The organism is Thalassospira sp. (genome assembly GCF_048059015.1).
Lineage (GTDB): Bacteria > Pseudomonadota > Alphaproteobacteria > Rhodospirillales > Thalassospiraceae > Thalassospira.
In genome coordinates this window covers 1-26113 of the sequence record NZ_JBLLNT010000026.1, presented here as the reverse complement: position 1 = coordinate 26113, position 26113 = coordinate 1, and the positions used below count along the sequence as shown (strand labels likewise).

General features: G+C 54.3%; 26 protein-coding genes and 3 tRNA genes. 12 read left to right on the top strand and 17 right to left on the bottom strand.

The window, feature by feature from the left end; genetic code table 11:
* Positions 1-66 precede the first annotated feature (66 nt).
* The 3 genes from ACMZ66_RS22275 to ilvC all read left to right on the top strand — a co-directional run bounded on the left by ACMZ66_RS22275 (position 67) and on the right by ilvC (position 3581).
* A complete protein-coding gene (locus ACMZ66_RS22275; RefSeq protein ID WP_416940771.1) occupies positions 67-1830 on the top strand; it encodes an acetolactate synthase 3 large subunit in 1764 nt (587 codons plus the stop codon).
* A gap of 104 nt (positions 1831-1934) precedes the next feature.
* Entirely contained in the window at positions 1935-2444 is a 510-nt protein-coding gene (gene ilvN / locus ACMZ66_RS22270; RefSeq protein ID WP_416940769.1) for an acetolactate synthase small subunit, read from the top strand.
* A 117-nt stretch (positions 2445-2561) separates the two neighbouring features.
* Positions 2562-3581, top strand: a complete 1020-nt coding sequence (ilvC, locus tag ACMZ66_RS22265) for a ketol-acid reductoisomerase (RefSeq protein WP_416940767.1) — start codon at positions 2562-2564, stop codon at positions 3579-3581.
* Positions 3582-3663: 82 nt separating this feature from the next.
* On the opposite strand, the gene ACMZ66_RS22260 is transcribed toward ilvC, so the two are convergent.
* Complete coding sequence (locus tag ACMZ66_RS22260) at positions 3664-4887, bottom strand: MFS transporter (RefSeq protein ID WP_416940766.1); 1224 nt, start codon at positions 4885-4887, stop codon at positions 3664-3666.
* Between the two features lie 201 nt (positions 4888-5088).
* Here ACMZ66_RS22260 and ACMZ66_RS22255 point away from each other — a divergent pair, with 201 nt between their 5' ends.
* Positions 5089-5997: a pseudouridine-5'-phosphate glycosidase gene (locus ACMZ66_RS22255; RefSeq protein ID WP_416940764.1), complete on the top strand. Its 909-nt coding sequence runs from the start codon at positions 5089-5091 to the stop codon at positions 5995-5997.
* A 70-nt stretch (positions 5998-6067) separates the two neighbouring features.
* On the opposite strand, the gene ACMZ66_RS22250 is transcribed toward ACMZ66_RS22255, so the two are convergent.
* The gene (locus tag ACMZ66_RS22250) at positions 6068-6742 is read right to left on the bottom strand and encodes a pyridoxamine 5'-phosphate oxidase family protein (protein WP_416940762.1); all 675 of its coding nucleotides are present in this window, start codon (positions 6740-6742) and stop codon (positions 6068-6070) included.
* 127 nt (positions 6743-6869) lie between these two features.
* On the opposite strand from ACMZ66_RS22250, the gene ACMZ66_RS22245 reads away from it, so the two are divergent.
* Together ACMZ66_RS22245 and ACMZ66_RS22240 are read left to right on the top strand one after the other, a co-directional pair.
* Positions 6870-8384, top strand: coding sequence for a PLP-dependent aminotransferase family protein (locus ACMZ66_RS22245; protein ID WP_416940760.1), 1515 nt, complete (start codon positions 6870-6872; stop codon positions 8382-8384).
* A gap of 129 nt (positions 8385-8513) precedes the next feature.
* Entirely contained in the window at positions 8514-9986 is a 1473-nt protein-coding gene (locus tag ACMZ66_RS22240) for a cryptochrome/photolyase family protein (protein ID WP_416940758.1), read from the top strand.
* Between the two features lie 23 nt (positions 9987-10009).
* Here ACMZ66_RS22240 and ACMZ66_RS22235 read toward each other — a convergent pair whose 3' ends face one another.
* Positions 10010-11557 (bottom strand): CHAD domain-containing protein, encoded by a 1548-nt coding sequence (locus ACMZ66_RS22235; protein ID WP_416940756.1) that lies wholly within the window; start codon positions 11555-11557, stop codon positions 10010-10012.
* Between the two features lie 400 nt (positions 11558-11957).
* Between ACMZ66_RS22235 and ACMZ66_RS22230 the strand changes: the two genes are divergently transcribed.
* The gene (locus ACMZ66_RS22230) at positions 11958-12398 is read left to right on the top strand and encodes a hypothetical protein (protein ID WP_416940754.1); all 441 of its coding nucleotides are present in this window, start codon (positions 11958-11960) and stop codon (positions 12396-12398) included.
* Positions 12399-12469: 71 nt separating this feature from the next.
* On the opposite strand, the gene ACMZ66_RS22225 is transcribed toward ACMZ66_RS22230, so the two are convergent.
* The 5 genes from ACMZ66_RS22225 to infA form a co-directional block, all read right to left on the bottom strand.
* Positions 12470-12545 (bottom strand) — tRNA-Phe (locus ACMZ66_RS22225).
* A 117-nt stretch (positions 12546-12662) separates the two neighbouring features.
* Complete coding sequence (locus ACMZ66_RS22220; protein ID WP_416940752.1) at positions 12663-12863, bottom strand: DNA gyrase inhibitor YacG; 201 nt, start codon at positions 12861-12863, stop codon at positions 12663-12665.
* 1 nt (position 12864) lies between these two features.
* A complete protein-coding gene (locus ACMZ66_RS22215; RefSeq protein ID WP_416940750.1) occupies positions 12865-14280 on the bottom strand; it encodes a ribonuclease E/G in 1416 nt (471 codons plus the stop codon).
* Between the two features lie 2 nt (positions 14281-14282).
* Positions 14283-14864 carry a Maf family protein gene (locus tag ACMZ66_RS22210; protein WP_416940748.1) on the bottom strand — a complete coding sequence of 194 codons (582 nt, stop codon included), beginning with the start codon at positions 14862-14864 and terminating at the stop codon, positions 14283-14285.
* Between the two features lie 145 nt (positions 14865-15009).
* Entirely contained in the window at positions 15010-15228 is a 219-nt protein-coding gene (infA, locus tag ACMZ66_RS22205) for a translation initiation factor IF-1 (protein ID WP_007092059.1), read from the bottom strand.
* Between the two features lie 264 nt (positions 15229-15492).
* Here infA and ACMZ66_RS22200 point away from each other — a divergent pair, with 264 nt between their 5' ends.
* Positions 15493-15984, top strand: coding sequence for a GNAT family N-acetyltransferase (locus ACMZ66_RS22200; RefSeq protein ID WP_416940746.1), 492 nt, complete (start codon positions 15493-15495; stop codon positions 15982-15984).
* A gap of 12 nt (positions 15985-15996) precedes the next feature.
* Here ACMZ66_RS22200 and ACMZ66_RS22195 read toward each other — a convergent pair whose 3' ends face one another.
* The 7 genes from ACMZ66_RS22195 to ACMZ66_RS22165 form a co-directional block, all read right to left on the bottom strand.
* Entirely contained in the window at positions 15997-16443 is a 447-nt protein-coding gene (locus ACMZ66_RS22195) for a low molecular weight phosphatase family protein (RefSeq protein ID WP_416940744.1), read from the bottom strand.
* A 6-nt stretch (positions 16444-16449) separates the two neighbouring features.
* Positions 16450-16926 (bottom strand): UPF0262 family protein, encoded by a 477-nt coding sequence (locus ACMZ66_RS22190; RefSeq protein WP_416940742.1) that lies wholly within the window; start codon positions 16924-16926, stop codon positions 16450-16452.
* 43 nt (positions 16927-16969) lie between these two features.
* Positions 16970-18265 (bottom strand): histidinol dehydrogenase, encoded by a 1296-nt coding sequence (gene hisD, locus ACMZ66_RS22185; protein ID WP_416940740.1) that lies wholly within the window; start codon positions 18263-18265, stop codon positions 16970-16972.
* Positions 18255-18914, bottom strand: a complete 660-nt coding sequence (hisG, locus tag ACMZ66_RS22180; protein ID WP_416940738.1) for an ATP phosphoribosyltransferase — start codon at positions 18912-18914, stop codon at positions 18255-18257. Before hisG ends, hisD begins: the two co-directional genes overlap by 11 nt.
* 60 nt (positions 18915-18974) lie before the next feature.
* Positions 18975-20267: a UDP-N-acetylglucosamine 1-carboxyvinyltransferase gene (murA, locus tag ACMZ66_RS22175; protein ID WP_416940736.1), complete on the bottom strand. Its 1293-nt coding sequence runs from the start codon at positions 20265-20267 to the stop codon at positions 18975-18977.
* 83 nt (positions 20268-20350) lie between these two features.
* Positions 20351-20905 (bottom strand): dCTP deaminase, encoded by a 555-nt coding sequence (gene dcd / locus ACMZ66_RS22170; protein ID WP_416940734.1) that lies wholly within the window; start codon positions 20903-20905, stop codon positions 20351-20353.
* 147 nt (positions 20906-21052) lie between these two features.
* The gene (locus tag ACMZ66_RS22165) at positions 21053-21235 is read right to left on the bottom strand and encodes a hypothetical protein (RefSeq protein ID WP_416940732.1); all 183 of its coding nucleotides are present in this window, start codon (positions 21233-21235) and stop codon (positions 21053-21055) included.
* 201 nt (positions 21236-21436) lie between these two features.
* On the opposite strand from ACMZ66_RS22165, the gene ACMZ66_RS22160 reads away from it, so the two are divergent.
* Positions 21437-21511: transfer RNA gene (locus tag ACMZ66_RS22160), tRNA-Thr, on the top strand.
* Positions 21512-21539: 28 nt separating this feature from the next.
* Positions 21540-21614, top strand: a tRNA-Thr gene (locus ACMZ66_RS22155).
* Positions 21615-21712: 98 nt separating this feature from the next.
* On the opposite strand, the gene ACMZ66_RS22150 is transcribed toward ACMZ66_RS22155, so the two are convergent.
* Both ACMZ66_RS22150 and ACMZ66_RS22145 read right to left on the bottom strand, forming a co-directional pair.
* On the bottom strand, positions 21713-22999 hold the full coding sequence (locus tag ACMZ66_RS22150) for an oligosaccharide flippase family protein (protein ID WP_416940730.1): 1287 nt from the start codon (positions 22997-22999) through the stop codon (positions 21713-21715).
* A gap of 6 nt (positions 23000-23005) precedes the next feature.
* Positions 23006-24037: an NAD-dependent epimerase gene (locus ACMZ66_RS22145; protein WP_416940728.1), complete on the bottom strand. Its 1032-nt coding sequence runs from the start codon at positions 24035-24037 to the stop codon at positions 23006-23008.
* A gap of 209 nt (positions 24038-24246) precedes the next feature.
* Between ACMZ66_RS22145 and ACMZ66_RS22140 the strand changes: the two genes are divergently transcribed.
* Both ACMZ66_RS22140 and ACMZ66_RS22135 read left to right on the top strand, forming a co-directional pair.
* On the top strand, positions 24247-24993 hold the full coding sequence (locus tag ACMZ66_RS22140) for a putative metalloprotease CJM1_0395 family protein (RefSeq protein WP_416940726.1): 747 nt from the start codon (positions 24247-24249) through the stop codon (positions 24991-24993).
* Between the two features lie 285 nt (positions 24994-25278).
* The gene (locus tag ACMZ66_RS22135) at positions 25279-25932 is read left to right on the top strand and encodes a response regulator (RefSeq protein WP_416940724.1); all 654 of its coding nucleotides are present in this window, start codon (positions 25279-25281) and stop codon (positions 25930-25932) included.
* The last annotated feature ends 181 nt before the right edge of the window (positions 25933-26113 follow it).

Sequence of the window (26113 nt, the reverse complement as noted above, 5' to 3'; positions counted from 1 at the left end):
TCATGTTTCAATCACGCGGTTATCACGCGACACGTTGTTGTCGCTAAGTAAAGAGGCTCGAAAATCATGGCAGAACGTATTTTAAGCGGTTCGGAAGTAGTGTTGCAGGCCCTTGCTGATCAGGGTGTGGAAGTCGTGTTCGGCTATCCCGGCGGCGCTGTCCTACCGCTATATGACGAGATATTTAAACAAAACCGGATTCGTCACGTTCTAGTGCGCCATGAACAGGCTGCTGTCCACGCTGCTGAAGGTTACGCCCGCTCGACCGGTAAGGTCGGCGTTGTGCTGGTGACCTCGGGACCGGGTGCGACAAACGCTGTTACGGGCCTTACCGACGCGTTGATGGATTCTATTCCAGTTGTCTGCCTGACGGGTCAGGTTCCGACTCACTTGATCGGGAATGATGCGTTCCAGGAAGCCGACACCACAGGCATTACCCGCCCGTGCACCAAGCATAACTATCTGGTGAAAAATCCGGACAAGCTTGCACGCACGATGCACGAAGCTTTCCATGTCGCATCCAGCGGCCGTCCGGGTCCGGTTGTTATCGACCTTCCCAAGGACATTCTGGTTGGCAAGGCTCCGTATCTGGAACCGGCACAGGTTCAGCACCGCACCTATAACCCGGTGGTCAAGGGCGAACGAAGCCAGATCGAAGAAGCCATGGAAATGCTGGCATCGGCCAAGAAGCCGATCCTGTATTGCGGCGGCGGCGTTATCAACTCCGGCACGCAGGCTTGCAAGCTTCTGACCGAGTTCACCCGTATGACCGGTGCTCCGATCACGCTTACCCTGATGGGTCTTGGCGCATACCCGGCATCGGACAAACAGTATCTCGGTATGGTCGGGATGCACGGCACCTATGAATCGAACATGTCGATGCATGATTGCGACGTTATGGTCGCAATCGGCGCGCGCTTCGATGACCGTGTGACCGGCAACCTCGATTTCTTTGCGCCGAACTCGCAGAAAATCCAGATCGACATTGATCAGAGCTCGATCAACAAAAACGTTCCGGTAGATATCGGCATCGTTGGCGATGTTGGTCATGTTCTTGAAGACATGATCAAGATCTGGAAAGCCAAGCAGTACAAAGTCGAAGCCGCAGCCCTTGATAGCTGGTGGAAAGAGATTGAAGGATGGCGTGGCAAGCACTGCCTGTCCTACAAACAGCCGACCGACGTTATCAAGCCGCAGCACGTTATTCGTCGTGTTCATGCGCTGACCCGTGATCGCAAGACCTACATCACCACTGACGTTGGTCAGCACCAGATGTGGGCCGCCCAGCATTTCGGGTTCGAGCATCCTTATGAATGGATGACGTCCGGTGGTCTTGGCACCATGGGCTATGGCATGCCAGCAGCTCTTGGCGTTCAGGTTGCCCATCCGGATGCGACGGTTGTGTGCTTTACCGGTGATGCGTCGATCATGATGAACATTCAGGAATGCGCGACGATGACGCAGTATCGTCTGCCGATCAAAACCGTGATCCTGAATAACCGTTACATGGGCATGGTCCGCCAGTGGCAGCAGCTTCTGCACGGTTCGCGCTATTCCGAAAGCTATAGCGAAACCCTGCCCGACTTCGTCAAATTGTCCGAGGCCTTCGGCTTTACCGGCATGACCTGCGACAAACCGGCTGATCTTGATGATGCCATCAAGAAGATGCTGGAAATTGATGGTCCGGTAATTCTTGATGTCGCCGTTGATGACAAGGAAAACTGCTATCCGATGATTCCGTCGGGCAAGCCGCATAACGAAATGCTGCTTGGGCAGGATACCGACGGCAATGAAGCCATCGATTCCGACGAAGGGATGGTTCTGGTCTGATCTGCACACCAAACTGTGCGATAAGATATCATCAAAACCATAATGAAAAGGCCGGCTCGGGCGGCACGCAGATGCCCCCGACCGAGCCCTAGCGGAGCGAAACCGTGAAAGAAACCGAAATTTCGAAACACACCATATCCGTTCTGGTGGACAACGAATCTGGCGTTCTGGCCCGTGTTATTGGCCTGTTTTCCGGCCGTGGCTACAACATTGAAAGCCTGACCGTTGCCGAAGTCGATGCCAACGCCCACCAGTCCCGTATCACTGTTGTCACCTCGGGCACGCCGATGGTGATTGAACAGATCAAAGCACAGCTGTCGCGCCTGGTCCCGGTTCACAAGGTCAGCGATTTGACCCTGGCTGGTCCGAGTGTCGAGCGTGAACTTGCCTTGGTCAAAGTGATCGCAACGGGTGAAAAGCGTGTTGAATCCCTGCGCATTGCCGACATCTTCAAGGCGCGCGCAGTCGATGCGACCAACAATTCCTTCGTTTATGAAATCATCGGCAGCCCTGAAAAGATTGATGCCTTCATCAAATTGATGGAGCCGCTTGGGCTTTCGGAAATTTCGCGTACCGGTGTGGCTGCGATTTCGCGCGGCACACTAACGATGTGAGTTTGCCCTGCCTGGTGATCCGCATCGGGCAAGGCATTGGGGTCTGTCCCCGAATTAATTATTACCATCCACCACGCATAAAAATCAGCGTGGTCCAACGTCCAGAGGTATCGAAAGATGCGTGTTTATTACGACCGCGATGCAGATGTTAATCTGATCAAAACCAAAAAAGTTGCCATCATCGGTTACGGTTCGCAGGGCCATGCCCATGCGCTGAACCTCCATGACTCCGGCGTTAAAGACGTTGTTGTCGGCCTTCGTGAAGGCTCCGCTTCGCGCAAGAAAGCTGAAAACGCTGGCCTGAAAACGATGACCCCGGCAGAAGCTGCTGCTTGGGCAGACGTTGTCATGATCCTGACCCCGGACGAACACCAGGCAGCGATCTATGCAAACGAACTGCGCGACAACCTGAAACAGGGTGCAGCCCTTCTGTTCGCACACGGCCTGAACGTTCACTTCGGCCTGATCGAGCCGCGCGCTGACCTTGACGTCATGATGATCGCACCGAAGGGCCCGGGCCACACGGTTCGTTCCGAATACAAGCGTGGCGGCGGTGTTCCGTGCCTCGTTGCGATCGAACAGAACGCTTCTGGCAATGCGCTTGAAGTTGCACTGTCTTATGCATCGGCAATCGGTGGCGGCCGTTCGGGCGTTATCGAAACCACCTTCCGTGAAGAGTGCGAAACCGACCTGTTCGGCGAGCAGGCAGTTCTTTGTGGCGGCCTGACCCAGCTGATCAAATACGGCTTCGAGACCCTGACCGAAGCTGGTTATGCTCCGGAAATGGCATATTTCGAGTGCTTGCACGAAGTTAAGCTGATCGTTGACCTGATGTATGAAGGCGGCATGGCCAACATGCGTTACTCGATCTCCAACACTGCTGAATACGGCGACTATGTCACCGGCCCGCGTGTGATCGATCCGTCTGTTAAAGACCGCATGAAAGAAGTTCTTGCTGACATTCAGGAAGGCAAATTCGTTCGTGACTTCGTTCAGGAAATGCATTGCGGCCAGCCGATGTTCAAGGCAACCCGCCGTCTGAACGCAGAACACCCGATCGAAGAAGTTGGCACCAAACTGCGCGCTATGATGCCGTGGATTGCTGCAAACCAGCTCGTCGACAAAGAAAAGAACTAAGCACAGCTTAGATCGTTCTTACGCAAACGGCCGTCCCGATGGGGCGGCCGTTTTGCATTGGGGATTTGGGAATGGCTGCTTCTTATGCGCCGCGCTTCATTTGTCTTACCGGGAACCGCAATTCGGTCATCCCCCAAATGACGACACACAGGATCGATACCGCCGATCCAAGTGTTACCACAGCGGGCCATCCCCCCATGCCATAGGCCACAGCCGAGCTTGCCGACCCGCAAGCACCACCAAGGAAGTAACTTGCCATATAGCCCGTTGTCAGGCGGCTGCGTGCTTCGGGGTTCAGGCGATAGACTTCGCTTTGGTTAGAGATGTGCGCGCCCTGGATACCCAGATCAAGCAACACGACACCCACCGCAAACGCCACCAGCGACCATTGCCCCCAATACAGCAACACCCAGCTTGAAACCGTTGTCATCAAAAACCCGCCGGTACTAAGCCGTGCCCAGCCTTTATCAGCAAGCTTTCCGGCAATCCGCGCGGCCAGAATGCCGATCGCACCGATCAGGCCATAAAGGCCAATCATGGCTTCGGACATGTCATATTGGCGCACCAGCATGAAGGCCATCGACGTCCAGAAAATGCCAAACACGGCATATTGCAACCCACCAATCAGGCTTCGGCGGCGCAGAACAGCCTCATCGCGAAACAGATGCAGGATCGATGCATAAAGTGCGCGATAGCTTGTATGGGATGTCGGCGGGATATGCGGAATGATTCGGTAACAGGCAATCGAATAAAACGCCATTAACACCGATGCGACGATAAAGACAGATCGCCAACCGGCAAGTTCCGCCATGATGCCCGAAAAAGTCCGGGCCAGAAGAATGCCCAGCAACAGGCCGCTCATCACCGCACCAACGGCTGAGCCGCGTTTGTCATCACTTGCAAGGTGGGCCGCCAAGGGCACTAGTATCTGTGCGGTCACACAGGTAATCCCCACCGTGATGCTAAAGGCGACAAGCATCAGAAATGATGGCGCCAACCCCATGGCAAGCAGGCCCAATGCCGTCAAGGCCGAGGTGATTGTCAGAAGCTTGCGCCGTTCGTGATGATCACCAAGCGGGACGACCGCAATCAAGCCGGTCAGATAGCCAAGCTGTGCAACCGTCACCAAAAGCCCGGCACTGGTTTCACTTAGCCCATATTCGCGCGCAAGCAGTTCCAAAAGCGGCTGGACATAATAAAGGCTTGCGACAGACAGGCCGCTTCCGACCGCCATAAAGGCCAGAAGTCCGCGCGTCAGGGTGGGCTTGGCTTGCATGTGGGATGCACTTTCATCGATGGGTGACATTCACAAGATACCCAGCAAATCAGCCACTTACAATGAAGTCGCTGGCACAAGTGCGGTGATGGGATCGCAACGATGATGCCCCGATGCGCAAGGCAGCTATTCCCAAAGCTTGATAATCATGGGGTCTTTGGGCTGGATTTACCGGGGCGATCTGTTTAATTCTGGCCTTTAAAACTTTAAACCAGATATGAGCATATCGGAATGTCGGACTATATTGATATCGCCCCCGAGGTCGCCGAAGCCCTTGCCGCTGGCAAGCCTGTTGTGGCCCTTGAATCAACCATCATTTCCCATGGCATGCCTTATCCGCAGAACCTTGAGACAGCGCAGGCTGTTGAGCAGGATGTGCGCGATAACGGTGCTGTTCCTGCCACCATCGCCGTAATTGGCGGTCGTTGCAAAATCGGCCTGTCACCCGAAGAACTGGAATATTTCGCCAAGGGTTCGGACATCCTGAAACTGTCGCGTCGCGATATCCCCTATTGCATCGCCAAAAAGCGCGATGGCGCGACCACGGTTTCAGCAACCATGATCCTGGCTGAAAAAGCTGGTATCCGGGTCTTTGCAACGGGTGGCATTGGTGGTGTTCACCGCGATCTTGCCGGCAATTTCGATGTTTCAGCCGATCTGACCGAGCTTGGCAAAACCAGCGTTGCTGTTGTTTGTGCCGGTGCCAAGGCCATCCTTGATATCCCCAAAACGCTTGAGCATCTTGAAACGCTTGGCGTTCCGGTTATTGCCTATGGCACCGACGAATTCCCGGCATTCTATTCGGTTGAAAGCGGTCACAAAGCCCCGCTTCGCCTTGATAGCCCGGAAGACATGGCAGCGTTTCTGAAGTCCAAATGGGAATTTGGTCTTGATGGTGGTGTCGTAATCGGCAACCCGCCAGAAGCAGACAAGGCCCTTGCGCGCGAAGCCATCGAAGGTGCGATTGACGACGCATTGGCAGAGGCAAAGCAACAAAACATCCTCGGCCGTGATGTCACCCCATTCCTTCTGGCCCGGGTGACCAAACTGACCGAAGGCAAAAGCCTTGAAGCCAATATTGCACTTGTGCGTAACAATGCGCGCCTTGGCGCAAAGATCGCGCTCGCAATGGCGGGTTAACACCTGACCAAACGCCGAAATCAAAAACAGGCTGGCAGTTATCTGCCAGCCTGTTTTGCGTTTAGCACGACTAGCGCGACAAAATGCCTTTGCCTTCAAAGCCCGGCTTGATCTTGGTGTCGTCAATCGGGGTCTGCCATTGGGTCACACACGGGATGACCCCGGCCCAGACATCAAGATCATAATCCTCGTCATCATCAACCGGATCGCCGGTTCTGACTTTGGCTGAAACCTCAGCAAGATCAAAGCCAAGGAACATGGTGGCTTTGAGTTCCTGTTTGTTTGGCACGCGGATTTGTCCCCAGCGGCCCGGTTCAAGCTTTTCAACAAACAGGCGCGAATGTTCCATCTTGCCTTCTTCGTCATCGACAATCTCGCCCTTGCCGTAAATCACGACCGAACGATAGTTGGCGGAATGATGGAATGCGGAGCGTGCCATGACCAAGCCATCCAGATGGGTAATGCACAGGCAGGCCTCGGCACCTTCGGCGATGGATGCCAATATCCGGTTTTTTGATGCACCGTGGATATAGATCCGCTCGTTAACCCGCCAATGGGCGGTCGGGATCATGGCGGGGCGGCCATTAACCACCGTACCAACATGGCAAATCAGCGCATCGTCAATGATGCCATGGACCAATTCGCGGTCATAGGATGCGCGTTTGGGGCCACGCACGACCTTGGTGTGTGGATGAACTTCATATTCACTAGATGACGTGTTGGGCGGATCAATCACTTCTGACATGGCTTGGCCTCGTTCTTAATATCTTGCTGGTGGCGTTCGGGGAGGCTCATCATCGCCAGAATTGGACTTTTAAAAAGGTCCATTGTAATAAAATTGATAGAGCCAATTTAAACAGACATACCCCGCCATGCCGCGCAGTGATTACAGTTGGATTTATCCAAGCCAGACCAATGGTAGTGATAAGGGCGAAGCATCGACCGCCTATCGCCGTCTTTATCATGGTATCCGCACCGCCATTCTTGATGGGCGGCTTCATCCCGGTGAACGGCTTCCGGCCAGTCGTGATCTGGCCAAATCGCTTGGCATTTCGCGCAATACGGTCGTGACCAGTTTTGATCTTCTGACGTCCGAGGGATATCTGGAAACCCGGATTGGTGCCGGAAGCTTCGTCGCCCGGTCCCTGCCCGACCGGGAAATGGAAGCCGGGCGCAAGGACAAATCCGAAACGAGCCAAACATCCAAGGAACGCGCACCAAGGCTTAGTCAAAGTGCCAAACGCATGCTGGCCTATCAGCGGCGTTTCCCGCGTTTTCGCGTCGCCCGCCCGTTTAGCCCTGCAACCCCGGACCTTGATGGATTTCCATTTGATTTGTGGGCGCGGTTGTTGCGTCGATCCTGGCGGGCACCCGATATTGATCTGACCATTCCTGATGATCCGCTTGGCCTTCCGCTTTTGCGCGATGAAATTGCCAAATGGCTGCGTCAGTCGCGCGGGGTCAATTGTCATGCAGATCAGGTCATGATCGTGTCTGGCGCGCAGCAGGCGTTGGACCTGGTCGCGCGTGCACTTGTTGATCCGGGCGATGTCATTGCGACCGAGGATCCGGGATATGAAGGCATCCGTGGTGTGTTGGCATCCAGCGGTGCGGTCGTGCATCCGATTGCGGTCGATCAGGACGGGCTTCGTGTTGATGGATTATCTGAAACACCGACACCGGCGCGCATCATTGTCGCCACCCCATCGCGCAACTATCCGCTGGGTACCACCCTGTCGCTCGCACGCCGTCTCGCCCTTTTGAACTGGGCGGAGGATCATGACGCCTGGATTGTCGAAGACGATTACGACAGTGATTATCGCTATGATGGCCCGCCCCTATCATCGCTTCAGGGGTTGGATACCAATAATCGGGTGATTTATGTCGGCACGTTTTCGCGCGTGATGTTTCCCGGTATCCGGCTTGGCTATCTTGTTCTGCCCCCGGCATTGATTTCGACATTTCGCGGCATTCGCGGCTTTGCCGATGGCGTACCAGCACCGACCACACAGGCCGCATTGGGCGCGTTTTTTGCCGAGGGACACTTTGGCAGCCACGTGCGCAAGATGCGCATGCGCTATGGCGAAAGGCGCGCACATTTACTGGATCTGATCAATCAATCTGCATCGGATCTTTTGGAAGTCATGCCGTCGGATGGAGGATTACATATCTGCGCGCGCCTGATTGCCGGGCATGACGATATTTTTGTTCAGGAAAAAATGGTCGAAGCCCAACTCGATTGCCGGGCCCTTTCATCCTATTACCATGATAAGTCGGAAGAAAATCGCGTTTCATATCCGCAAGGACTGGTTCTTGGTTTTGCCGCGTGGAAAAAAAGTGATCTTTCTCAAAGTTTCGGTGAACTGATCGAGATTTCTCAAGCGTAACGGTTAATGTACCCCGAGCCAGAGAGAGCGCCACGACATCCCCTCTATATGCTGTCACAGTCGAGACGCTCTCTCCCCTCCGGCGACCAAATCTTCCAGAAACGTGCCCAAACAAGGTCAGGAAACCCGATGACTGAACGCCCGATTGCACTCATGTGGTTTCGAAATGATCTTCGGCTGTCCGATAACCCGGCCCTTCTCGCGGCAATCAAATGGGCCGATCAAAACGACGGCGTCGTCCTTCCGGTCTTTATCCTTGATCCTGTAATTTCGGCGCAGCTGGGTGGCGCCACCAAATGGTGGCTTGAGAAAAGCCTGAGCGCGCTTGATACAAGCCTTTCAAAACTTGGCAATGCACAAGGTGGCCTTCGTCTGTTTACGGGCGATGCTGGCCCGATCCTTGAAAACATTGCCGATGCCAAGCCAATCAAGTCCGTGTTCTGGAACCGGCTTTATGACAAACCATCGACCGCGCGCGATACCGAAATCAAGGCAACGCTTCAGGACCACGGCCTGACGTGCGAGAGTTTTAAGGCCAACCTTCTGTTTGAGCCGTGGGAAGTCAAAACCGGTGGCGGTACAGACTTCAAAGTCTATAGCCCGTTCTGGCGCGCCTGCAAGAAATTCCCGCCCCCGCGCGAGCCGATGAAGGCACCTGAAGGCATCACACTGTTTGAAGGTGGGATTGAGAATGAAGTCGATCTCGCGGCCTTTGATCTTGGCCCCAAACCGTTTGACTGGGCCGGTGGCTTTTCCGAGCGTTTCACACCGGGCGAACAGGGTGCGAAGGATCAGCTGTTTGATTTTATCGACGAGCGGCTTGTCGATTATGCCGATATGCGTGATCGGCCCGATCATCGGGTGACCTCGGAACTTTCCCCGCATCTAAGATTTGGTGAAATCAGTCCTTATCAGATCTGGCACACGGCAAACCATTTTGCCGATGCCAATCCGGGCAAGGGCAAGACCGCGTCCAAATTCATCTCTGAACTGGGCTGGCGCGAATTCGCCCATCACATCCTGTTTCATGCGACTGATTTGCGGTCTGTACCGCTTCAGGGCCAGTTCAGGCATTTCCCATGGTCAGACGCGCCAGAAGCCCTGACACGCTGGCAGAAGGGCAAAACCGGCTATCCGATTGTCGATGCCGGCATGCGCGAGCTTTGGCACACGGGCTATATGCATAACCGGGTGCGGATGATTGTTGGATCGATCCTGGTCAAACATCTTTTGATCCATTGGCGTGATGGTCTGGCATGGTTTGATGACACGCTTGTCGATGCCTGCCCGGCCAATAATGCGTTTTCATGGCAATGGATTGGCGGATGCGGTGCCGATGCCGCGCCTTATTTCCGGATATTCAACCCGGTCCTTCAGGGCGAAAAGTTTGATCCCAAGGGCGAATATGTCCGCCAGTGGGTGCCAGAACTTCGCGACATGCCCGAACGATATATCCACAAACCGTGGGAGGCCTCCCCACTGATCCTGAAGGCTGCTGGGGTGACGTTGGGCAAGACGTATCCAGAACCACTCATCGGCCTTAAAGAAGGCCGTGAGCGCGCACTGAGCGCCTATCAGGATATGAAACAGGCAGTGGCCTAAGCACAGCCTGTATTCACCAAGACTTACTTCCAGAAGGTTTTCTGTTCTGCGAATTGCTTGGCCGCCTCGGTCAAGCCTTCAAGCTTATGGTCCGCGCGCGCACCAAACCAGCCCGACACCAGACCAACCGCGATCATGCCGTCTTTGGTAAGCGACGGCGACAGTGCCAACAAGCGCGCTTCGGCCACGGCGGCATCTTGAAGCTGGCCAAGGATTTCCTGCATCGTTGTCAGCTTGGAGCGGAACTTTTTGACTTTTTTGGCCGGATAAACCGCGCCAAAGAATTCCGTACCATAACGCATCTGCTTGATATCAAGACGCAGCGCATGAAGCTGCGGAACACTCAGCCCTCCGACATCATCACCGCGTTTGAGAACGCGTTTATAGGCTCGCTCCAACAGTGGTTCGGCCATTTCGGTCACCGGGGCTGCCATCGCCTTCATCTGGGTCGCACTGGCCCCGGATGCCCAACGCGAATAGGTCGCCCAAGCACCAAGGATGATCAGAAGCTGACCATATTCCGGCTGATCCAGCATCGTGCGCGCAGCCGTTAGTGCCTTCGCACGCTGCATCTGTGCCGCCTTGCGCAATTCAGCAACACCCGAATGATCAGGGAAGCGTTCCTCGATCATGGGAAGGGTTTCACCAAGAAACACATCCCAGTCACGCAGGCCATCAAGCCCCTTGCTGCACGTCTTTAACAAGCGGCGCAGCAAGACGGCTTCGCCCGCCGGAAGGTTCTTTTTAAACAGGTTCAGCGCCACACGAAGACGGCGCATGCCAACCCGCATCTGATGGCAGCCTTCAACATCAAGGTCTTGTCGCACGCAGACTTCGTTACTCAGAATCATACGAAGACCCTGGGCAAGGACTGAACGAAACGCAGTTTCCGCCGACATATCAGATGTCAGTTCAACCGGGGCAGCGCGATAGGCCCCCGGACCCTTGCCAAGATAAAGATCACGCCCGCGCGATGCTTTTGTCCTCATGCTCAAAAGCAGTGGCACAGTGCGTTGCAGTTCAAGCGCCAGATCAAACAGAGCTGCGGGATGACCCTTTTTAAGTTCGAACTCGACTTCAGAAATCGGAACTTCCTTCTCGCCGGATCGCACAACGCCCTGATCAATGGCAAGCTCCATGACCGCATCGCGATAGGTCAGATCAACTGCACTTCGTTTCAGATCGCTTTCAAAGATGCGGTCGATCTTCTTTTTCTTGGCGAATTTGTTCAGAAGTTTTTTGACGTCCTTGTCGGTAAAGAGATCAAGGTTCAGCGCACCGTCTTCAAGCTCAACGGTCCATTCATGGCGCGATGGCAATGCTTCGCGCAGGCCATTGGACGTTTTGACGGTTTGCTCCCAGCCCTTGGTGCCCTTCTTACGCACGCGAATGGCAAGGCCCTTTGAGGCGAGGGAAAGCTTCGGGGTGTCGTGATAGATGGATACAAGATGGGTCGTCATCAAACGACGACCTTCCTTGACTTCACGCAGGACCGGCGCGTTTTTTAAACGCGCAACATGCTTGGGATCGATGCGAAGTTTAAGTTCGATCTCGATCTGTTTCTCGGCCATCTATGTCCCCTAGGCGTCTTGTTTTTGTGGTGCGGATACCAACCAATTACCTGAAAACCTGATCCGAATATGCTGTCAAACAGCACTGCCGGAAAGGGTAGCGGAATGTAAAATTTCCGCAACAAAAGGCTGAAACGTCATTGAAATCAAGCTTTAAACGGGCAATGTCCGCTTTGCTCAGGCACCTGTTTTCATTTGAAAACGAATTGTTCAACCAGCGTTCATTTACCCCGGTTTGGAGCGATAAAATTGCTGATCACGGACAATCACGCATTTGGCGATGATCACGCTGTGCTACGCGATTTACCGACGCATGATCAAAAAGCCCCTTCCCTCGAACGGACAACTTGCGCATTACCCGTCGGGCGTTAAAGTCATGGAACCAATGCCGGATTTGAGGATGAAGATGCGTCTGTTCCCCCTGATCACCGCCATCAGCCTGAGCGCCACTTTGTTGATCAGTGGCTGCGCGAACAGGCCCAATATCACCTATGACGGCTGGAAAGCGCGGCAAACACCACCGCGCATGGACTATACCCATAACGAGATCGTCAAAATCAATTTGAACTGGTCACGGATTGGTCCGTTTTCGCGCTATGACACCTGGCTTCGATCCAACGTGTTTGGCGGTCAGATTGATGTTTACGGGGCACAGACCTGTCTTGGAAAATTTGTCCGTAACGACGGCATGCTGCCAGCCAATGGCTGGTGGGAAATTGTCTGCCCGGATGACAGCTATGCTGCGGGCAACTTCCGCCTGACCGAGCTTGGCAATATCAAGGGAACGGGTGCTGATATTAATGGCGAGCAAGTCAGCTTTGATCTGCCAATCCCGAACTGACCTTTTGGATATCAGGGGCCAGAAACAAAAAAACCCAGCCACAAGGCTGGGTCTTTTTTGGCTACCGAAAGTGGTGCCCAGGGGCGGACTCGAACCACCGACACGCGGATTTTCAGTCCACTGCTCTACCAACTGAGCTACCTGGGCAAATCCGACTTTCGTCTCCGTCTCCGGAGTGTTCCCTGCGGAACGAGCGGGGTTATACAAACTCCTTTGGGGCTTGTCTAGCCTCAAATCGCATTTTTTTTGACAAACATGTTCGGACTAAAATTCTTCTTCATCTTCAAGGTCTTCGAGATACTCTGGCGGCTCACTTGCGGGAATTGCGTAGCTCTCATTCAACCATTTTCCAAGGTCAAGATCAGCACAGCGCTTGGAGCAGAACGGCTTGTATTTTTCCTCGGCCGGTTTGCCGCAAACCACGCAGTCGGAGCTGACTGTTTTCGTTGTCTTTTTTTCGGTCATTCTATTTCTTCTCCAACCGGTAGGCATCTTCATCAAGGGTGGGATCAGCGACAATTTCCGGTGCGACCCCGAATTCTTTGCCCAGTATCTGGATGGCATCAGCGTGATCCGCAAGCATTTTGGCCATGCGTGGTGCAACTGCCAGCCTCAACGCCCCTGCCATGCCATTGCGGGCCTCGGCAATTGCCGCCCTTACAATCGTATTCAGGGCCGACTGTGCGTTCAAACGGACATTATCTGGCTTTGAGACGATTTGGGCGGCAAGCGATTTGCCAGCGCGCTGACGGCTGAATTCATAAAGACCCAGCCGCGTAAAGCCACCGATCTGAACCGCACCATCAAGTTCCGCGCCAAAGGCCTGCTTGATGGCCTCATCAATCTTGTCCCGCCCGGCTTTTGATTTCATGCGAAGCGGGTCGATCACGACCAGACCACCAATATTACGCAAGCGAATCTGATGGATGATCTCGGCCGCTGCCCGCAGGTTCAAATCAATCGCACGTGCCTCTGCCTCGCGCCCGGCATCTGATCCACCAGCATTCACATCAATCGCGCAAAGTGCTGTTGCCTGATCAATGGCGATCCAGCCACCACCCACCAGATTAACGCGCGGGTTCAGCACATCAGACAAGGCTGCCTCGACATCCTGATCATCAAATAGAAGCCGTGTGCCCGTGTGGCGCATCAAGTTGGTATCAGAACATCCACGCGCCTTTAGCTCGCCGCGAAGACGCACGAATTCATCCGTGCCATCCACAATACACTCCCCGCCTGCCATCAGGTGGCGTTCGATCATCTGATCAAGATCGGATTGCGCCTTACACACCAACAATGGTTTGGTCGGGTTGGCAAAAGCAGCTTGTGCCTTTTGCCATTGGGATTTCAGAAGTTTGTATTCGCCCTCAATCGCGGGTGCATCCCATTCAAGGGCGATGCTTCGCAGCATCAAGCCGTCATCATCTGCCTGAATGGATTTCAAAAGCGCTGCCAGTTCGGCGCGTTTGGCATCATCTTTAAGCTTGCGCGGAAGTTCGATCACCCGACCACCGGGGCGCAGGATCATGCCCGCCCCTTCAATAGCGATCCGCCCGGTTAGCTTCACACCTTTGTCTTCGAACCCAAGACGGGAAATTTGCACCAGAACCCACTGCCCTTCATGGAGCGGGCCGGATGCACGATCAAGCGGCAGCATGCCATCAGATATGCCATCAAGGGCAACCATCGCAGCAGAGAGTTCCCGCAGGACCTCGGTGATACGCCCAAGATGCACATCAAAGCGCGCCGGACCACCACGGTCAATCCAGACCCGGCTTAGGCGCTCAGTATCCTGATCGGGATTTTCAAGAAGTGCGACCCTGCGTTCAAGCGCAACGGCGTCAATCAGCAGGCGGTGTTTATGGGTTCCGCCAGCTAACATTTTCAGACCTCTTTGGGTTGGTAGCCAAGACCACGTAGCAGGCCATCCACTTCGCACAGCGACAAGCCAACCACGTTGGAATAAGAACCGGAAATCGCCTTCACAAAGGTCGCCGCATGGCCCTGAATTGCATATGCGCCAGCCTTGCCCTGCCATTCGTCATGTGACAGATAGCGGTTCAGGTCCTCGGTCCCGAGGGTTCTGAACTTGACCTGCGTTTCGATCACGCGCGACCGTTCGGTCCCGTCAGGCGCAATCAGGCACATGCCGCCATATACGCGATGGCGACGACCAGACAGCAGGGTCAGGAATTTGCGGGCCTCGGCCACGTCTTCGGCTTTGCCTATTGCCCGGTTGCCGCAGGCCACAACCGTGTCCGCAGCAAGCACAAAAGCCCCGCCATTGCTTTTGGCAACGGCACGGGCTTTTTCTTCGGCAAGACGCAATGCAAGTCGGCGTGGACTTTCATCGCGCATTGGCGTTTCGTCGATATCAGCCGGGGCAACCTGATCTGGCACAATGCCGATCTGCGCAAGCAGCTCGAGACGGCGCGGCGATGCAGATGCCAGTATCAGTTTCGACAAGACGCGGCTCCCGGATATCGGTTCTCAAACCATGGGACAAGGTGCACTATTGGCATCTGCCCTTAAAACAGCAAATCAGTCCTTGGGCGCAAAAGTAAACCGCACGCCAGACAAGGTCAATTTGCCGCTTTTTGGTGGTTTCAGATTACTTGAAACGGAAGGTGATACGACCTTTGGTCAGGTCATAAGGGGTCATTTCGACGCTGACACGGTCACCAGCGAGAACGCGAATACGGTTCTTGCGCATTTTGCCCGAGGTGTGAGCAAGGATTTCGTGGTCATTGTCCAGCTTCACGCGAAACATCGCATTGGGCAGAAGTTCAACGACAGTGCCCTGAAACTCGATAACGTCTTCTTTAGCCATGTGTCTCGTAGCTTTCGTATTGCAATATCAAAATACCGGTGGGGCGCAAACTGCTCTGAACCGGGCAAAAGGTCAAGTCCTTTCACGCGGGGCTCACGGCGTCCCAGCACTGCATCAACGGCATGGCAGCCCCATTTCACAGCGTAAATCCAGTCATTCGGATGAAAAGACACGCTATTTGGCACCGAAAACCTTGTCGCTTGGTGTATTGGATGCCTATTGTTTGGCAAAACGCGCAACAATTGCCGATCAGGAAGGCCTTAAATGTCTGCCACCCGCCTGCCCCACATCCGTCTGGCTGAAATCAATGACGCACCGGCCATCCACGCCATGTTGCTTGGTATTGCCAAGGCAACCGGATGCGAAGACAAGTTCAAAAGCAGCCCCAATGATTTAGCCCGTGACGGGTTTGGCGCAAAGCCTGCGTTTGAAGCCTTGATCGCCATGGACGGTGAAACGCCTGTAGCCGTGTGCCTTTACTTCCCAAGCTATTCAACATTTCGCGGCAAGTCCGGGCTATATATTCAGGACCTTTATGTCGCGCCAACCCATCGCGGCGGCGGGTTTGCCCGCCAGATGGTTGCAGCCGTTGCCAAACGCGCATTTGACACCGGCAAAGCCTATATCCGGCTTTCGGTTGATGCAGAAAATGTGATCGGGCAGCGGTTCTATGAAAAGCTTGGCATGCGCCACGCCGAGGATGAGAAGATTTTCGTACTCGATGGTGCCGCGTTTGAAAGCCTTGCCCAGTCCTAAGGCCATTGCGGCCTAAACTTTGGGTGCTGGCCCCAACGGGAAGCGTTCAAGGATGCGATTTTTGATCTGATCGCGCACCTGACGGTAGGCTTCCAACCTGGCTTCGCGTGATCCTTCGATCATGGTCGCGTCAAAGGTATTCCAGAATTCGACATCACAGGCCATCGTGCGGGTCATTTCAACCGCACGGTGCTGGGCTTCTGGTGACATGGTGATGATCAAATCAAAGAAGCCATCTTCAAGCTGATCGAATGTCTTGGAGGTATAAGTCGAAATATCGAGCCCGATTTCATCCATCACGGCGATGGCAAAACCATCCTCGTCGCCTGCGCGCACACCGCAACTTTCAACATAGATGCGCGTTCCATGATAATGGCGCATCAATGCAGCCGCCATCACGGAGCGAACGGCATTGTAGCTGCAGGCAAAAAGAACCGAGCCGGGAAGTTCTTCTGCCACCGTGCCTTAACCCCGAATGTGAAGGACACAAATCAGCGTAAACAGGCGACGCGCGGTATTTTCGTCAATCGTCACCTTGTCGGTCAGAAGTTCGCGAAGCTGTTCTGACCCTTCGTTATGAAGACCACGCCGTGCCATATCGATGGTTTCAATCTGGGCGGCACTCGCCTTCTTGATCGCGTCGTAATAGCTTTCGCAGATCATGAAATAGTCTTTGACGATCCGACGAAACGGCGACAGCGGAACCGGAATGGTTGTCAGGTTTTCGCTGTCATCATCACCGCGCACATCCATGTAGATGCGGTTGTCTTCGATGCGCATATGCACAGAATAAGGGCCTTCGAACCCGCCAGCAGGTTCAAAATGGTTTTCTTCAAGCAGGTCATAGATCGCGACCGCCTGTTCGTGTTCGACCTCAGGACGACGACGTATCGTGTACTTTTCGTCCAGATAGATACCGGCAATACATTGATTTGGTGCCATGGCTCTCTCCCTGCGGTCCCCTTACTCGCTGCACTGCAACAGCTTACATCTGGTTTGACCGGATCGCTACCGAAAGTCCATGTGCCTGCAAACCTTCGCTTTCGGCAAGTGCGATTGCGGCGGGTCCGATCTTGGCCAGGCTTTCGGGTGTGCACTTGATCAGCGATGAACGCTTGATGAAGTCCAAAACCCCCAGACCAGACGAGAACCTTGCAGAACGCGCGGTCGGCAGGACGTGGTTCGGCCCGGCGACATAGTCACCAATGGCTTCTGGGGTGTAACGACCAAGGAAAATCGCACCGGCATGATGAATTTCTTCTGCCAATGCATCCGGGTCATCGACCGCCAGCTCAAGATGTTCCGGTGCGATCCGATCCACAAGGGCCGGAGCCTGCGACAGATTTTCGACCAAAACAATTGCACCAAAGTCGCGCCAGCTTGCCCCTGCGATTTCCGCACGCCGCAACGTTTCCAGATGCTTATCAATGGCATCCTGCACACGATCGGCAAAATCGGCATCATCGGTAATCAGGATCGACTGCGCGACCGGGTCATGTTCGGCCTGCGACAAAAGGTCTGCTGCCACCCAGCTTGGATCGTTGCTGCCATCGGCAACCACGAGGATTTCCGACGGGCCAGCAATCATATCAATGCCAACCTGACCAAACACGCGGCGTTTAGCTGCGGCAACGAATGCATTGCCAGGACCAACGATCTTATCGACCGGTTTGATGGTTTCCGTGCCATAGGCAAGGGCTGCTACCGCCTGCGCACCGCCAATACGATAAATTTCGTCGACACCTGCGATGCGGGCCGCGGCCAGAACCAGCGGGTTCATTTTATTGTCCGGGGTCGGAACCACCATGACAAGACGCTCAACACCGGCAACCTTGGCCGGGATCGCATTCATCAGAACCGATGACGGATAAGACGCCAGACCACCGGGCACATAGAGGCCCGCCGCCGTCACCGGACGCCAGCGCCAACCAAGCTCGACACCGGTCGCGTCAGTGTAGCGTTCATCAGCCGGCATTTGCTTGGCGTGATAGGACCCAATGCGTTCGGCTGCCAGTTCAAGAGATTTCAGAAGGTCTGCGTCAATCTCCTTGATCGCGGCGTCAACCTCTTCCTTGGTCACAACCATGCCCTTGGCATCGATGTTCAGACGATCAAAGCGGTTGGTGTATTCGCAAACGGCTTCGTCGCCGCGTGCACGGACATCGGCGATAATATCGGCAACAGCTGCATCAACATCGGCATCCGATTCGCGTTTCATGCCCAGAAGCTTGACGAACTCTTCTTCAAAGCCTGCGTCAGTGTTGGAAAGCTTAAGCGGCATTGAGCACCTCGGAGAAACGGTCGATCCAAGGCTGAATATCGGTCGGGCGGGTTTTAAGCGCTGCACGATTGACGATCAGGCGCGACGTGACGTCAGCGACATGTTCAATCTCGCGCAGGCCATTGGCCTTAAGCGTATTGCCCGTGGAAACCAGATCAACAATGCGACGGCATAAACCAAGGGTCGGTGCCAGTTCCATCGCGCCATTCAGTTTGATGCATTCGGCCTGAACGCCGCGCTTGGCGAAATGGGTGCGGGTGATGTTCGGGTATTTGGTGGCAACGCGCACATGCGACCAACGCGACGGATCGTCGCCATCAATCATTTCTTCAGGCTCGGCAACTGCGATGCGGCAATGACCAATATTAAGATCGAGCGGTGCATAGATATCCGGATAGTCAAATTCCATCAGGACATCATTGCCGCACACCCCGATATGGGCCGCGCCAAAGGCAACGAAAGTTGCAACGTCAAAGCTGCGCACGCGAATAATATCGATATGCGGATGGTTGGTGGAGAACCGAAGAGCACGGGATTTCGGATCGTCAAATGCCGCTTCCGGTTCGATCCCGGCGGATCGTACCAGTGGCATCACCTCGTCAAGAATGCGCCCCTTTGGCAGGGCAAGCACCAGCTTTTCGTCACTCATAAATCAGTCGCCTTACGCGTTGTCTGTTGTCCGGACCGCCAAACAATCAGGTTTTGCCAATCAGGCCGGAACCCGGACACGTTCAATCTGCGCCCCGCAGGCCGCAAGTTTCTCTTCAAGTCGCTCATAGCCGCGATCAAGATGATAGACACGGTTAATAACCGTCTCACCCTCGGCTGCCAAGCCTGCAAGCACCATGGATACCGATGCACGAAGATCGGTTGCCATCACTTCGGCCCCCGAAAGCTTCGCACTGCCACGCACAATCGCCGAACGGCCATGCACGTTGACATCAGCGCCCATACGGCTGAGCTCTGGGACATGCATGAAGCGGTTTTCAAAAATGGTTTCCGTGATCATGGATGCGCCATTGGCCACCGACATCAGGGCCATGAACTGCGCCTGCATATCGGTCGGGAAACCCGGATAAGGTTCGGTCATCACATCAACGCCCTTAAGCGTCGCGCGGTTACCACGCACCATCAGACCATCTTCGGTTTCTTCGACTTCAACACCGGCTTCGCGCATCGCATCAACCAGGCTGTCGATCAGCTCCATGCGCGTACCCGTCAGCTCGATCTCACCACCGGTGATGGCGGCAGCAATCGCATAGGTGCCGGTTTCAATACGATCCGGGACAACCGAATATTCCGCACCATGCAGGCGTGGCTTGCCGGTAACTTTAAGCGTATCGGTCCCGATCCCTTCGATCTCGGCCCCCATCGCAACAAGGCAATGCGCAAGATCGGAAACTTCTGGTTCACGGGCGGCATTGGCGATCGTGACAACACCATCGGCAAGCGATGCCGCCATCAGGGCATTCTCCGTTGCACCGACCGAGACCTGCGGGAACAGGATGTGTCCGCCTTTAAGGCCTTCTGGTGCACGGGCTTCGATATAGCCTTCTGCCAGATGGATTTCCGCCCCCATGGCTTCCAGCGCCTTGAGATGCAGGTCAACCGGACGGTTACCAATCGCGCAACCACCAGGCAGCGACACACGGGCGATGCCACAACGCGCGACAATCGGACCCAGCACCAAAACCGATGCACGCATCTTGCGGACCAGATCATAAGGTGCCGTGGTGGATGTGATTTCCTTGGCGGTCATTTCCAGAACGCGGCCGGTGTGGCCACCATTGGGTGCATGCCCGTTCAGATGCAACGCCGCACCGTGCTGAGCCAGAAGATTGGCCATCGATGTGATATCTGCCAAATGCGGCAGGTTCGAAAGGGTCAGCGTTTCATCTGTCAGCAGGGCTGCTGCCATCAGCGGCAGTGCCGCGTTTTTGGCACCGCCAATTGCAATTTTGCCCTGCAACCGGCGACCACCGGAAATCTTGATCTTGTCCATTCAATCCTCTTTGTGCTGCGCGCAGTGGCACAGCAAACGCGTGTCTTGGCACATCCATGCCAGATATTGTTGCCAAGCCTTTATCACAGGCGCGGCAATGTGACACCTTTTTGGCCCATATATTTCCCTGCGCGATCCGCATAGGAGGTATCGCACTCGCTTTCGGCTTTCAGGAAAATGAACTGGCAGGCCCCTTCATTGGCATAAATACGTGCTGGAAGCGGTGTCGTGTTTGAAAATTCCAGCGTCACATGCCCTTCCCACTCTGGCTCAAGCGGGGTGACATTGACGATGATGCCACAACGGGCATAGGTCGATTTCCCAAGACAGATCACCAGCGTGTCGCGCGGAATGCGGAAATATTCCACAGTGCGCGCCAGGGCAAAACTGTTAGGCGGGATCACGCAAACATCGGTTTGGCGGTTAACGAACCCGTCATCGGAAAATTCCTTGGGATCGACGATGGCCGAGTTGACATTGGTAAAAATCTTGAACTCGTCGGCAACACGGGCGTCATAGCCATAAGAGCTGACACCATAGGAAATCACGCCATCACGCTTGAAACCGTCGACAAACGGCTCAATCATGCCTTTTTCCTGCGCCATCTGGCGTATCCAGTGATCCGGTCTTACCGACATTGTGCCACCCCTGTTGTTACGAAAACGACTTCACGTTTTTGGCCTCTTCGGTTTTACCCGTGCGACGCCCATCAGATCAACCAAACGATACGCATATGCCGACTTTCTAAGGGTTAGTGCGAAGTCGTCTGCAAGGCATACTTCGAACTAAGCCTCCCTTACGTCCGGCTGTTCCTCGGACTTGGAGTCCTGGGCAGAATTGTAAGTCGTGCTTTTACGCGATCTTTGTTGCTGTTTGCGCTTGGCCAGATTGGCGCGCAAAGCTTCGGCTTCACGTTGAAGACGCTCTTCATTCACGGCCGGTCGGATATCAGATTTTTTGGCTGTCATGGTCGATTGGGCTTTGTTGGTGCAAATACGGGTTCATTCCTTGGGCCTGTTATAAAACAGCAGGCGAAAAATTACAGCCGATCTTGACGAAAACAGGGCGAAAAGCCCCTAAGTGCGAACAATCGAAAAACTTCGCATAATTCAGGCTTGACCAATTACTGATACGTGGCCTATAACCCGCCCGCACCGCAAAGGGCATACGCTGCTGTAGCTCAGGGGTAGAGCACTCCCTTGGTAAGGGAGAGGCCGGGAGTTCAAATCTCCCCAGCAGCACCATTTGCCCATAGGTCGGCCTGATTATCGGGCTGCTGTAGCTCAGGGGTAGAGCACTCCCTTGGTAAGGGAGAGGCCGGGAGTTCAAATCTCCCCAGCAGCACCATTTTCCCAAAGAAAATTGATGTAAACTTAGACTGGCACTCATGGTGCTAGGCCTTAGCGATGCTTGTGCCGTCTGTTAGCGTAAGACGGCAACACCGATCAGTGCCTTTGAAGCAAGAAACGCAATGAGAAAACTGTTGGGTCAACGCCAAGTGTTTTGTGGCACAGCACAGCCAAGATCACTGGATAACCTGCAACAGATATCGCGGCGACAACAATGCCCCCCATCATTCCAATCTGGCTCATTCCAATCACAAGGCCAGCAATGGTGATAATCGTCCACGCAGTGACGATTTTGGTCATCGCGCGATGAATACCGGTCATATTGAGCAATGCAACGCTCGGCCCGCACGCAGCCTGGGCAGCATATGCCAGAAGCATCAGACGCAGGTAAGGTACAGCAGCAGCGTAATCATCACCGAACAGCGACAGAAGCTCCGGCGCGAAGATGAAAAAACCACCGCAGACCGGAACAGCCACAAGCAGTGAAAATCCGGTCGCGCGGGTCACAAGCGATTGCAGCTCCCACTTGTCCTCTTTCGACATGGCCTTGGACAGGAACGGTGACACCACGGAGTTCACGGCAGTGAGTGCGAACGCGACAAGCATCGACAAGCGGATGACAGCGCCCAATTCACCTGCATCAAACGCCGATAGCAGCACACCAGCCAAGATAACGGGTGACTGGTTGAGCAGCGCAATTGATAGCTGTGAAAATAGAACATTCAGCCCCAGCTGCAGCCAAAGCCTGACGTCCGACATTCTTGGATGAAAGGCGCCCAACCAGTTGATGTGGCGCCCCTGAAACACAAGCACCAGCGTTGCGAACATCGCAGCAGCCAACGACACAGCATAGGCTCCGACAATGCTTAGCAGCGACAGCTCACCATAGATCACGAAATACAGGCTCAGCAGGCAAACCGCAAAGACGAGCGGCCTGACAACAGCTTCACCGACGACCGCGCGTGACACATTTGCATCCGCACGAATTGCTGCCTGTAAAACGGTCAAAATGACTGAGAGTGGTAAGCAGATACCTGCGGCAAAACCGATTTCGAAGCTGTAGTTTCTAAGACTGATCAGAACGGTCGCAAGCACGCCCCCACCAATAACTGACAAGATCGCAGCGAACAGCAGAACAAAGCGCTGCATACCGCTGACAAGCTGCTTTTGGCCTTCTTCGCGATATTTGGGCAAGAAACGGACAATTGCCGTTTCCATGCCAAACGTCACGATAGGTGCGGCTGAGATAATCAACCCAAGTATGACCGAGAAGAAGCCAAACAGATCCTTGCCGCCATAGCGCGAGATAAACACGCTGGCCAGAAACATCATGCCTGCCGAGAACGCATTGGCGAACAGCACGAATATCGCGGCAAATTTCAAATCAGCTTATCCGTAAAAGGATCGGTACCATTCAACGAAGTTGCCGATCCCGGTTTCGATAGAAGTTGCAGGTTTGAACCCGACAGCATCGGTCAGGGCTTCGACATCCGCATAAGTCGCCGGGACGTCACCATCCTGCATTGGCAACATGTTCTTTTCTGCGGTCTTGCCAAGCGCCTTCTCGATCGTCTCGATCATATACATCAGCTCAACCGGGCTGTTATTGCCGATATTAAACACGCGATATGGCGCGGAACTGGTGGCAGGATCAGGTTTTGCCGAATTCCAGTCAGGATTTGGTTCTGCAACCGTTGAAATGCAACGATACACGCCTTCGACAATATCGTCGATATAGGTGAAATCGCGGCGCATTTTGCCCTGATTGAAGACATTGATCGGTTTGCCTTCAAGGATCGCCTTGGTGAACAGGAATAGCGCCATGTCCGGGCGGCCCCAGGGACCATAAACTGTGAAGAAGCGAAGGCCCGTCGTCGGCAAGCGATAAAGATGGCTATAGGTATGTGCCATCAGTTCGTTGGCTTTTTTCGACGCGGCGTAAAGGCTGATCGGGTGATCGACATTGTGGTGCACTGAGAACGGCATTTCGGTGTTCATGCCATAGACCGAGCTGCTCGATGCATACACCAGATGCTTCACGCCATTGTGGCGGCACCCTTCAAGGATATTCATGAACCCGACAAGATTGGCGTCAACATAGGCATGCGGGTTTTCAATTGAATAACGCACGCCAGCCTGGGCCGCCAGATTAACCACATAGGTCGGCTTTTCTGTCGCGAAGAGATCGGCAATACCATCGCGATCTTCCAGGTCCATCTTAACAAACTTGTATCCAGGCTTGCCTTCGAGGCGCACAAGACGTGCTTCTTTCAGATTGACGTCATAATAGTCATTGACGTTATCAAGCCCGATTACGGTCGATCCCTGTTCCAGTAGTTTGAGGCAAAGATGCGATCCAATAAAACCGGCAGCACCGGTGACCAGCACCTTCTCATTGGCAGGGATAACAAAGTCGGGCATAGGCGTCTGAATTCCTGATTGAAATGCAATGGGCGTTCATCAATGTGACGCCGGAATTTGGCATTTCTGATACCAGCATGGATTGCAATGCGCAAGCCACGAGCCGCAACGATTTCGCGCAAAAAGGCAACGCGAGACTCGCAACTCATATTCTGCTATCTTAAATACCTGTAAGGCGTGTTCTGTGAACTGGGAAAACAGACAAAGAGATGATCTCTGCTGGTCAAACCATAGCTAACCCAAATAGCGGTGGCTTGGGCGTTATCCTGAATGTTCGGGAAATCGCGCAAACTGCTGACGGGCGCGTTTTGGCTGAGTATGAAGCAGTCGAAGTTCAACGCCAAACATCAAACGGCCCTTCCGTTTCACCCTATTCCGTTGCGGGTCAAGGCTCGGACGCAGCCCGAACCCGGATTGTTGATCCACGTACCCTGACCGAAGCACAAGCAGTTGCCGGTGGCATCAGCCGCGCAGAATACCGTGAAGCACGTGAGAACAACGAAGATAGCGGGAATGCAGCAGGCTCTGCGTCAGCGGGCAACAACTTGGATCCGGCTGAACAGGCTGTTGTCAATCAGCTTCGCGCCCGGGATTTTGCCGTACGTCAGGAAGAAGAAGCCCATGCGGCGGCCGCTGGCCCGTATGGCTCTGCCCCGCAATACACCTATCAGATCGGCCCGGATGGGAACGCTTACGCGATTGGGGGGCATGTTGATGTCAGTGTTTCGATGTCAGGCAGTGCAGCGGATCGTGATCGTGCCCTTGCAACGCTTCAAAATGCGGCACTTGCACCCAACGCGCCATCAGGTGCCGACATGGCGGCATTCCGTCAAGCGAGCATGCTGCGTGCGACCAGCAATGATGATGCTGGCGCCTTCGATCCCAACAAAGAATCCGTGACCAAAACCGCGTCAGGACAAAACGACGCGCAGCAACGTATCTCGATTGCCGTGTAGGTTGCCCCTCGCGGAACCTCCTGAGAGCTCTTATATACTATGCAACATGCGAGAAAAGTCTTACTCTTGCATGGACATACCTATGCGATGGAATAGTTGCAGCTATCAGAAACTATCCTGCCGTTTGACAGGGCCCCGGTTTTGTTGAATGCTGCGCTCGCGTCCGGGGGGACGCTTGGATTGACAAACTAATATCACGCGAAACCGTGTCTTGATTGCGGGGCGCGTTTCCGAGGCCAATCACCAGATGTTAGAGCTTCGGACAAGAACGGGTACGGCATAAAAATGAACATCCTGCTAGCAGACGACCACGACCTCGTCAGAGACGGGATCACTTCCTTCCTCAAACTCGCAGCGCCGGAAGTTGAAGTCGCACAGGCGAAAGACTTCGCAGAGGCACTTGCCGTCGTAGACGGTGAAACCCCGGTAGAATTGACCATCCTTGATCTGAACATGCCTGGCATGAACGGACTTTCTGGTCTGACGGTTATGCGTCAGAAGCATCCGGAAATACCGGTTGTGATCCTGTCAGGATCGGTCAAGCGCAGCGACGTTTTGAATGCTTTGGAACATGGTGCGTCGGGCTATCTGCCCAAGACCCTCTCGGGCAAGTCGCTGATCAATGCGCTTCGCCTGATCCTGTCTGGTGAAAAATACATTCCGTCTGCCCTTCTTGAAGATGACGGATCGCAAATCCGCCCAGGCGAAATTGATCTGGATGGTTTGGCACCTGATAACCCCCTTCGCCAGCTCACCAACCGTGAGCGCGAGGTACTGGGTCTTCTGACCAAGGGTCTTTCCAACAAGGAAATCGCCAAGCAGCTGACCGTTCGTGAAATCACCGTCAAAGTTCACCTGACGGGTATCTTCAAGAAGCTTGGCGCAGCGAACCGCACGCAGGCCGTGAAGATCGCTATGCAATTGGGCTGGGAAGCCTGATTGGCCGCATCCTTGTACCGATACGACAAAGCCCGGCAATGCCGGGCTTTTTTGTTTTCAGCCGCTCCAACCTTTACTGCACGCAGACCTCAGTGAGTTCATCAAGGATCGCCAGCAATTCCTTAAGGTTCAAAGGCTTCGACATCACCATCACGGGTGCATCTGCGCCGTCATCATCCTC

Excerpts from the sequence above, each read along its gene's own strand:
- ACMZ66_RS22275 (WP_416940771.1), top strand. The coding sequence starts at position 67 with ATGGCAGAACGTATTTTAAGCGGTTCGGAAGTAGTGTTGCAGGCCCTT.
- ilvC (WP_416940767.1), top strand. The coding sequence starts at position 2,562 with ATGCGTGTTTATTACGACCGCGATGCAGATGTTAATCTGATCAAAACC.
- ACMZ66_RS22260 (WP_416940766.1), bottom strand. The coding sequence starts at position 4,887 with ATGTCACCCATCGATGAAAGTGCATCCCACATGCAAGCCAAGCCCACC.
- ACMZ66_RS22255 (WP_416940764.1), top strand. The coding sequence starts at position 5,089 with ATGTCGGACTATATTGATATCGCCCCCGAGGTCGCCGAAGCCCTTGCC.
- ACMZ66_RS22250 (WP_416940762.1), bottom strand. The coding sequence starts at position 6,742 with ATGTCAGAAGTGATTGATCCGCCCAACACGTCATCTAGTGAATATGAA.
- ACMZ66_RS22245 (WP_416940760.1), top strand. The coding sequence starts at position 6,870 with ATGCCGCGCAGTGATTACAGTTGGATTTATCCAAGCCAGACCAATGGT.
- ACMZ66_RS22240 (WP_416940758.1), top strand. The coding sequence starts at position 8,514 with ATGACTGAACGCCCGATTGCACTCATGTGGTTTCGAAATGATCTTCGG.
- ACMZ66_RS22235 (WP_416940756.1), bottom strand. The coding sequence starts at position 11,557 with ATGGCCGAGAAACAGATCGAGATCGAACTTAAACTTCGCATCGATCCC.
- ACMZ66_RS22230 (WP_416940754.1), top strand. The coding sequence starts at position 11,958 with ATGAAGATGCGTCTGTTCCCCCTGATCACCGCCATCAGCCTGAGCGCC.
- ACMZ66_RS22220 (WP_416940752.1), bottom strand. The coding sequence starts at position 12,863 with ATGACCGAAAAAAAGACAACGAAAACAGTCAGCTCCGACTGCGTGGTT.
- ACMZ66_RS22215 (WP_416940750.1), bottom strand. The coding sequence starts at position 14,280 with ATGTTAGCTGGCGGAACCCATAAACACCGCCTGCTGATTGACGCCGTT.
- infA (WP_007092059.1), bottom strand. The coding sequence starts at position 15,228 with ATGGCTAAAGAAGACGTTATCGAGTTTCAGGGCACTGTCGTTGAACTT.
- ACMZ66_RS22200 (WP_416940746.1), top strand. The coding sequence starts at position 15,493 with ATGTCTGCCACCCGCCTGCCCCACATCCGTCTGGCTGAAATCAATGAC.
- ACMZ66_RS22190 (WP_416940742.1), bottom strand. The coding sequence starts at position 16,926 with ATGGCACCAAATCAATGTATTGCCGGTATCTATCTGGACGAAAAGTAC.
- hisD (WP_416940740.1), bottom strand. The coding sequence starts at position 18,265 with ATGCCGCTTAAGCTTTCCAACACTGACGCAGGCTTTGAAGAAGAGTTC.
- hisG (WP_416940738.1), bottom strand. The coding sequence starts at position 18,914 with ATGAGTGACGAAAAGCTGGTGCTTGCCCTGCCAAAGGGGCGCATTCTT.
- murA (WP_416940736.1), bottom strand. The coding sequence starts at position 20,267 with ATGGACAAGATCAAGATTTCCGGTGGTCGCCGGTTGCAGGGCAAAATT.
- dcd (WP_416940734.1), bottom strand. The coding sequence starts at position 20,905 with ATGTCGGTAAGACCGGATCACTGGATACGCCAGATGGCGCAGGAAAAA.
- ACMZ66_RS22165 (WP_416940732.1), bottom strand. The coding sequence starts at position 21,235 with ATGACAGCCAAAAAATCTGATATCCGACCGGCCGTGAATGAAGAGCGT.
- ACMZ66_RS22145 (WP_416940728.1), bottom strand. The coding sequence starts at position 24,037 with ATGCCCGACTTTGTTATCCCTGCCAATGAGAAGGTGCTGGTCACCGGT.
- ACMZ66_RS22140 (WP_416940726.1), top strand. The coding sequence starts at position 24,247 with ATGATCTCTGCTGGTCAAACCATAGCTAACCCAAATAGCGGTGGCTTG.
- ACMZ66_RS22135 (WP_416940724.1), top strand. The coding sequence starts at position 25,279 with ATGAACATCCTGCTAGCAGACGACCACGACCTCGTCAGAGACGGGATC.